Below are 7,233 nucleotides of genomic sequence, written 5' to 3' on the forward strand. Positions count from 1 at the left end.
TCGCGGCGGCCCGCGTCGCGACGTTCGCCGCCACGGCCCCGGGCGGGGCCGGCGGAACGTCCGCGGCCGCGGCCCTTTGGCGCGTTGCGCGCTTCCTCGATCTCGCTCTCCGGCACGGTGTCGAGGCCCTCGACGACCATGCGCGGGATGGGCTTGCCGGTCAGCTTCTCGATCGCCGCGACGTTCTTCGCGTCGTCCGCGGTCGCGATGGTGTAGGCGTGGCCCTCGCGGCCCGCGCGGCCGGTGCGGCCGATGCGGTGGACATAGTCCTCGTCGCGGAAGGGCACGTCGAAGTTGAACACGTGCGACAGGCCGCCGATGTCGATGCCGCGCGCGGCGACGTCGCTGCATACCAGCAGCTGCAGGTCGCCCGCCTTGAAGGCGTTGAGCGTCGCGAAGCGGGTCGACTGGTCCATGTCGCCATGCAGGGCGCCGACGCTGAAGCGGTGCTTCTTCAGCGACTTGTAGAGGATGTCGACCTCGATCTTCTTGTTGCAGAAGATCAGCGCGTTGCCGACATTCTCCTGCCGGATCAGCCGGCGCAGCGCCTCGCGCTTGTCGTGCGGCTGCACATACACGAGGCCCGCGACGATCGTCGTCGCGACGGAGGCCGGGGCGGAGACCGAGATCTCCTTCGGGTTCGACAGGAAGGCATCGGCCAGGCGACGGATCTCGGGCGCCATGGTGGCGCTGAAGAACAGCGTCTGGCGGATCTTCGGCAGCATCCCCACGATGCGCTCGACATCGGGGATGAACCCCATGTCGAGCATGCGGTCCGCCTCGTCGATCACCAGCAGCTTGCAGTCGGCCATCAGGATGCGGCCGCGGTCGAACAGGTCGAGCAGCCGCCCCGGGGTCGCGATCAGCACGTCCACGCCCTTCTCGAGCACGTCGCGCTGGTCGTTCATGCTCTCCCCGCCGATCAGCAGGGCGTGGTTGAGCTTGAGGTACTTGCCGTACTTCTCGAAATTCTCGGCGACCTGCAGGGCCAGTTCGCGCGTCGGCTCCAGGATCAGGCTGCGCGGCATGCGCGCCTTGGCGCGCGAGCCGGTCAGGATGTCGAGCATCGGCAGCACGAAGGACGCGGTCTTGCCCGTGCCCGTCTGGGCGCAGCCGAGCACGTCGCGGCCCATCATCACCCAGGGGATGGCCTTCTCCTGGATCGGCGTCGGATAGACGTAGCCGGATTCCGAGACGGCGCGCAGCAGTTCCTCGGACAGGCCGATATCGGCGAAGGTGGTCCGCGCCGGCTCCGGCTCGTCCTCCTCCGTGTACTCGTGCATCTCGTCCTCGTCCGACGCTTCGTCGTCGTACGAATCCTCATCCCCGGCCGGCGTGGCGTCCTCGGCGGGTGGCCCTTCCGCGGCGGCCGCGACGGCCGCGGGCTCATCGACCGGAGGCGGCAGGTCGGGCCCGGGCGCGACGATCGTCGCTTCGGGGGCAGGGGCCGGCTGCGCCGGGGCTTCGACCGCTTCGGCGGCCGCAACGGTGTCCTGGTTCAAAGTCGCTCTTTTCCAAGGGGCCCGCTCATGCGGGCCGGCATCGGGTGGTGCGGTGGGTGGCCGAGCCCCGGCAGGGCGCGCATGCGGGGCCGGCGGTCCGGCCCGCCAATCCACGAGCGACCCGGATATGCGCCGCTTCGCCGCGAAGATCAAGGAATTCCGCGCCTCGCGCCCCCGCGCGCCGCGCATGGACGCCCCGCCCCGGGGCCGCTACAGCCCGGCGCATGACCGACCGGCCCACCCTTCTGCTCCTACCCGGCCTGCTCTGCGATGCGCGGCTGTGGCGCGACCAGGCCGAGGCCCTGGCCGACCAGGCGCGGATCGTGATCGCGGACCTGACGCGGGACGACCGGATCGGGGCGATGGCGGACCGCGCGATCGCGGAGGTCGAGGGCCCCTTCGCCGTCGCCGGCCTATCCATGGGCGGCTACGTCGCCTTCGAGATCCTGCGCCGCGCGCCGGGGCGGGTGACGCGCGCCGCCTTCCTCGACACCTCCGCGCGGCCGGACACGGAGGAGCAGACGCGCCGGCGACGGGGCCTCATCTCGCTCTCGCGCTCCGGCCAGTTCCGGGGCGTCACGCCGCGGCTGCTGCCGCAGCTGATCCACCCCTCCCGCCTCGATGGCCCGCTGGCGGGCGAGGTGATGGAGATGGCCGACCGCGTCGGCAAGGACGCCTTCCTGCGCCAGCAGGAGGCGATCATGCACCGTGCCGATTCGCGCCCCGACCTGCCCGGCATCGGCGTCCCGGTGCTGGTCGGCGTCGGCGCGGAGGACGCGCTGACGCCGCCCGAACTCGCCGCCGAGATCGCCGCCGGCATCCCCGGCGCGCGGCTTGTGCATTTCCCCGGCGCGGGGCACCTGCCGACGATGGAGACGCCGGAGGCCGCGACGGCGGCGCTGGCCGAGTGGCTCCTCGCCTGACCTGACGGCACGATCCGATCACACCGGATCGGCGCGATCGGATGTCGTGGCGTCGAAGCAATGTTTTGTGGGGCAGGGCATCCGACCGGCCGTTCCCGGCTGGTCGGACAGTGCCCTAGGCGGCCCGCGCCGCCCGCGGCAGCAGCGCCGCCAGGTGCCGCGCCACCGCGAGCGGCGCCGAGACGGCGACCCGCCGCTCGGCCTCCGCGTTGTAGTTGGTGTTCGTGTTGACGTCGTAGGCGTGGATCCGGCCTTCCGCATCCGTCGCGAATTCGATCGCGCCGACGCCGATGCCGTTGGCCACGAGGAAGCGCTCCATGCGCGGGATCATCGCGTGCTGGAAACCTTCGATGATGCGGAACTTTTCCCCCGGCGCGACGGCGGGGCAGGCGGCCCCTTCCGGCATGGCGCAGGCATCGGCGGGGCAGAGCTCGAAGCCCTCGGAGGTGTCGACGCGCACGGCATACAGGAACCGCCCGCCGACGAATTCGGCGCGGGTGATGAAGGGCTCGGGTGTCGTGATGTAGCGCTGCACCAGCCAGATGCCGTCGCGCGGGCGCGCATGCGGGTCCTCATCGGCCAGGATGCGCGCGACCGCCTCGCGCAGCGCGGCGTCGCTGCGCACCAGCTGCACGCCGAGGCCCTTGCCCGCGCGGTTGTGCTTGAGGATGAGCGGGAAGCCGATGCGCTCGGCCGCGGCGGCGATGTTCTCCTCCCCCACCACGGCGACGGTTGGCGGCGTGGGGATGCCGAAGGCGGCCAGCGCTTCGTACTGCGCGACCTTGGAGAGTTCGAGCTGCAGCGCGCGCCGCCCGTTCACCACGATGCGTCCGTGCCGCTCCAGCCATTCGATCACGGCGCTCGCGTATTCCGGCGCGAAGGTGTGCCCGCGGGTGTGGGAGGAGGCGGACATGCGGTTGTAGAACACGCCCTCGGGCGGCGGGCGCGTCAGGTCGAGCAGGCCGCGGTCGAGGAACCATTCGCTGTGCTCGGCGCCGATGGCGGCGAAGGCGTCCCGCAGCGGGGGCATCCAGGCGTCGTTCTCGTGGATGATGTGGATCCGGGTCATGGCGTGCTCCGCGGCGCGATCGATGGCGGAGAGAAGGTTTTTTTCTTTTTGGGCGCAAGAAGCGCGAGCAAGAAAGATTTTTCTTTCACGGGCGGCCTTCGGCGGGTGTGCCGATGCTCCAGCGCCCCTCGCGCGCGGCAAGCCGCTTCCCCGTTGCCCGCGCGCGGCGGGCGCCCTAATCCAGCCAGGCACGCAAGGAAGGCCGCATGTCCGAGACCATCATCCTCGAAGCGCGCGAAACCAAGCGCTCCTACGGGCCCCTCTGGCTGGCCCTGTCCGTCCTCATGCTCGGCCTGCCTTTCCTCGGCCGCCAGCGCATCACGCTGACGAACGAACGCATCACCATCGTCCAGGGCTTCTGGACCAAGGTGCGCGACGACATCGAGATCTTCCGAGTCCGCGACGTGGTGGTGAAGCAGAGCCTCTATCACCGCATCACCGGCATCGGCGACATCGTGGTCAAGGCCATGGAAGGCCGCACCGAGGAACAGCACGTGCTGCGCGGCATCGCCGACCCGGTGACGGTCAGCGAGAAGATGCGGGAGGTCTGGAACCGCAACGCGCGGCCCGCGGGCCCGGCGACGACGCTCGACTGAGCCGCCACGGCGCCGCCGCATTCGGGCGGGCATCGTCTGGCCCGCATGACCGCGCCCGTCGCCAGCGCCGCGGGCGCCTGGCCGCCCATCGCCCGCTTCATCGCCGCCGAGCGACGCCTCGGCGCGCGCGCGCTCAAGGCCGGGCCGGTCGCGGCGGGCGGCTACGAATTCCTCCGCTTCGGGGTGAAGCAGGGCTGGGCCTGCCTGTTCGGGGGCGTGCTGCTCGTTCTGCTGGTCGCGACGCATCTGTTCTACCCGCGCGACGCCTGGCTGCCGCGCTACGATTTCCTGCTCATCGCGTGCATCGCCCTGCAGGGCCTGCTGCTGGCAACGCGGATGGAGACCTGGGAGGAAGCGCGCGTCATCCTGCTGTTCCACGCCGTCGGCACGGCGATGGAGGTGTTCAAGACGGCCATGGGCTCCTGGACCTATCCCGAGCCCTCCTGGGCGCGCATCGGCGGCGTGCCGCTGTTCACCGGCTTCATGTACGCGGCCGTCGGGTCCTACCTCGCGCGCGTGTGGCGGCTGTTCGAGTTCCGTTTCACGCGCCATCCGCCGGCCTGGGCGGTGCTGGTGCTGGCCGCGGCGATCTACGCCAACTTCTTCGCCCATCACTTCACCTGGGACCTGCGCTGGCTGTTGTTTGCGACGACGGCGCTGCTGTTCGGGCGGACCTTCGTGCATTTCCGCCCCTGGCGCCGGACGCGGCGGATGCCGCTCCTGCTCGGCTTCGCGCTGGTCGCGCTGTTCATCTGGATCGCCGAGAACCTCGGCACCTTCGCCGGTGCCTGGCTCTATCCGCACCAGCGCGGCGGCTGGGCGCCGGTGCCGCTCACCAAGTTCGGCGCCTGGTTCCTGCTGATGATCATCTCCTACGCCCTGGTCTTCGCGCTGCATGAGGCGCGGGCCGCGCGGATTTCTTCCCGCGGCGCGGCGCAGCCTGCCAGGATCGGCTGATGCCCGCCGCCTTCGCCCCGTTCCGCCACCCGGCCTTTCGCCTGCTCTGGTTCGCCAACCTCGCTGCCAATATCGGCCTGTGGGTGCAAAACACCGGGGCGGGGTGGATGATGACCTCGCTCGATCCGTCGCCGGTGATGGTCAGCCTGGTGCAGGCCGCTTCCATGCTGCCGGTCTTCCTGCTCGCCCTGCCGTCCGGGGCGCTGGCCGACATCGTGGACCGCCGCGCCTACCTGATCGGCGCGCAGGCCTGGGTGCTGACCGTGGCCGCGCTGCTTGCCGTGCTGACCTATGCCGGCTGGCTCGGGCCCTGGGGCCTGCTGGTCTTCACCTTCGCCATCGGCATCGGCAATGCCCTGAATTTCCCCGCCTGGGCGGCGACGACGCCGGAACTCGTGCCGCGGGAGGATCTGGTCCAGGCCATCGCGCTGAACGGCATCGGCTTCAACCTCTCCCGCGCCGTGGGACCGGCGATCGGCGGCTTCGCGATCGGGCTCGCGGGCACGGAAGCCGCCTTCGCGCTGAACGCGGTCTGCTTCCTCGTGCTGCTGCTCGCGCTGATCGCCTGGAAGCGGGAGGCGCCGCGCAGCGCCCTGCCGTCCGAGCACTTCCTGGGCGCGATGCGCGCGGGCGTGCGCTTCGTGGCGGCAAGCCCGGCGATGCGCGCGGCGATCCTGCGCGCCTGCACCTTCTTCTTCTTCACCGCCGCCATCTGGGGGCTGCTGCCGCTGGTGGTGCGCCAGGGGCTCGGCCTGGGGCCGGAAGCCTTCGGCACCATGCTCGGCGTGATGGGCGTGGGCGCCGTCGCGACCGGCTTCGCCCTGCCGGCGCTGCGGGTGCGGCTGCCCACGCGGGGCGGCATGGTGACGGTCTTCTCGCTGGTCTCGGCCGCGGCGCTGGCGCTGCTCGGCGTGTCCGGGCACTGGGCGCCGGCCGCGCTTGCCATGCTGCTGTTCGGCGCTGGCTGGATCGGGGCGGCGAGCACGCTGCAGGCGGCGGCGCAATTCGCCACGCCGGCCTGGGTGCGGGCGCGGGCGATCGGCATCTACCAGCTCTGCTTCTTCGGCGCGCTCACCGTGGGCTCGGTGCTCTGGGGTTGGGCGGGGGCGCGCTTCGGCATCGCGCCGGCGCTGCTGATCGCCGCCGTCGCCTGCGCCGGCGCGGCACTTGCCGTGCGCGGCTGGCGGCTGGACGGCACCCCGGCCACCGAGGCGCCCAGCGTGCCCATGCCCAAGCCCGAGGCGCCGGCCGCCGAACTGGGCCCACTGCTGACCGACCGCTCCGGGCGGGTGCTGGAAGTGGTGCGCTACACGGTGGACCCCGCCGACCGCGCCGCCTTCCTCGCCGCGATGGAGGAAGCCCGCCGCGTCCGGCTGCGGACCGGCGCCGTCGCCTGGCGGCTGCTCGAGGACGTGGCCCATCCCGAGCGCTGGATCGAGCTCTGGGCCGTCGAATCCTGGGCCGAGCACATGCGCGAGGCCGGGCGGCTCGATGCCGCGGACCGCGCCGCGCTCGCCCGCGCCGCCGCCTTCCATCGCGGGGAGGGGCCGCCCGAGGCGGCGCGCTACCTCAGCGTCCGCGCTTGAAGCGCTTCATGGCGCGCAGCCGCCGCCGCTGGCACTCTGCGCGCGAATCCGAGAGGGACGACGCAGGTGAGGCCAGGAACCGGGACGATCGCATTGCTCGCGCTGCTGGGCGGTGCCGCCGCCTGCGCGCCGCGCCCGGGTGCGCTCGACCCGCAGGAAGGTTGCCGGGCGCAGCTTTCCTCCTTCATGAGTTCCGGCGACGGCTTCGTGGCCCCCGCGCAGCGCCGCCCGCGCTGGCTGCCGCCGCGCCCGGCCGCCCAGCCGGTGCGCCCGGTGCTGCAGACCAGCCTCGATGAGGAGAATGCGCAGATCGAGGCGCTGCAGATCGCCTTCGATTCGCTGCTCTATTGCCGCTGGATCGAGGCGCGGACGATCCGCGCCGACATCGCCGCCCGCCGCGTGACGCGCGAGGAAGGCCGCGCGCGGCTGCAGCGCCTGAAGGCGCGGGTGAACCGCGACCTCGCCCGCGCGCGGGAGGTGCTGGCCGCGATGGAACGCCGCGCCGCCGAGCGGGAAGGGGAGATCGAGGCGATCGCCCCGGGCACGCGCCAGGTCGCCCAGCGCGCCCAGGCCGAGCGCGGGCGCGTCACGCGCGTCGTC

7 protein-coding genes are annotated in these 7,233 nt (G+C 72.1%); 5 read left to right on the top strand and 2 right to left on the bottom strand.

Annotated elements, in window-relative coordinates:
- The coding region (locus tag HW577_RS16845; protein WP_232475007.1) for a DEAD/DEAH box helicase at positions 1 to 1,283 on the bottom strand (1,283 nt) is incomplete at its 3' end.
- Positions 1,284 to 1,726: 443 nt separating this feature from the next.
- Between HW577_RS16845 and HW577_RS16850 the strand changes: the two genes are divergently transcribed.
- Positions 1,727 to 2,425 carry an alpha/beta fold hydrolase gene (locus tag HW577_RS16850; protein ID WP_198377309.1) on the top strand — a complete coding sequence of 233 codons (699 nt, stop codon included), beginning with the start codon at positions 1,727 to 1,729 and terminating at the stop codon, positions 2,423 to 2,425.
- A gap of 115 nt (positions 2,426 to 2,540) precedes the next feature.
- Here the strand turns inward: HW577_RS16850 and HW577_RS16855 are convergent, their stop codons facing one another.
- Complete coding sequence (locus HW577_RS16855; protein WP_198377310.1) at positions 2,541 to 3,494, bottom strand: ATP-grasp domain-containing protein; 954 nt, start codon at positions 3,492 to 3,494, stop codon at positions 2,541 to 2,543.
- A gap of 206 nt (positions 3,495 to 3,700) precedes the next feature.
- On the opposite strand from HW577_RS16855, the gene HW577_RS16860 reads away from it, so the two are divergent.
- The 4 genes from HW577_RS16860 to HW577_RS16875 form a co-directional block, all read left to right on the top strand.
- Entirely contained in the window at positions 3,701 to 4,090 is a 390-nt protein-coding gene (locus HW577_RS16860) for a PH domain-containing protein (RefSeq protein ID WP_198377311.1), read from the top strand.
- Positions 4,091 to 4,135: 45 nt separating this feature from the next.
- Complete coding sequence (locus HW577_RS16865) at positions 4,136 to 5,047, top strand: DUF817 domain-containing protein (RefSeq protein ID WP_198377312.1); 912 nt, start codon at positions 4,136 to 4,138, stop codon at positions 5,045 to 5,047.
- The gene (locus tag HW577_RS16870) at positions 5,047 to 6,633 is read left to right on the top strand and encodes an MFS transporter (protein WP_198377313.1); all 1,587 of its coding nucleotides are present in this window, start codon (positions 5,047 to 5,049) and stop codon (positions 6,631 to 6,633) included. Before HW577_RS16865 ends, HW577_RS16870 begins: the two co-directional genes overlap by 1 nt.
- A gap of 66 nt (positions 6,634 to 6,699) precedes the next feature.
- Positions 6,700 to 7,233: hypothetical protein (locus HW577_RS16875; protein ID WP_198377314.1), on the top strand; the 534-nt coding region annotated here is incomplete at its 3' end.

It is taken from the genome of Neoroseomonas rubea (assembly GCF_016106015.1).
Lineage (GTDB): Bacteria > Pseudomonadota > Alphaproteobacteria > Acetobacterales > Acetobacteraceae > Neoroseomonas > Neoroseomonas rubea.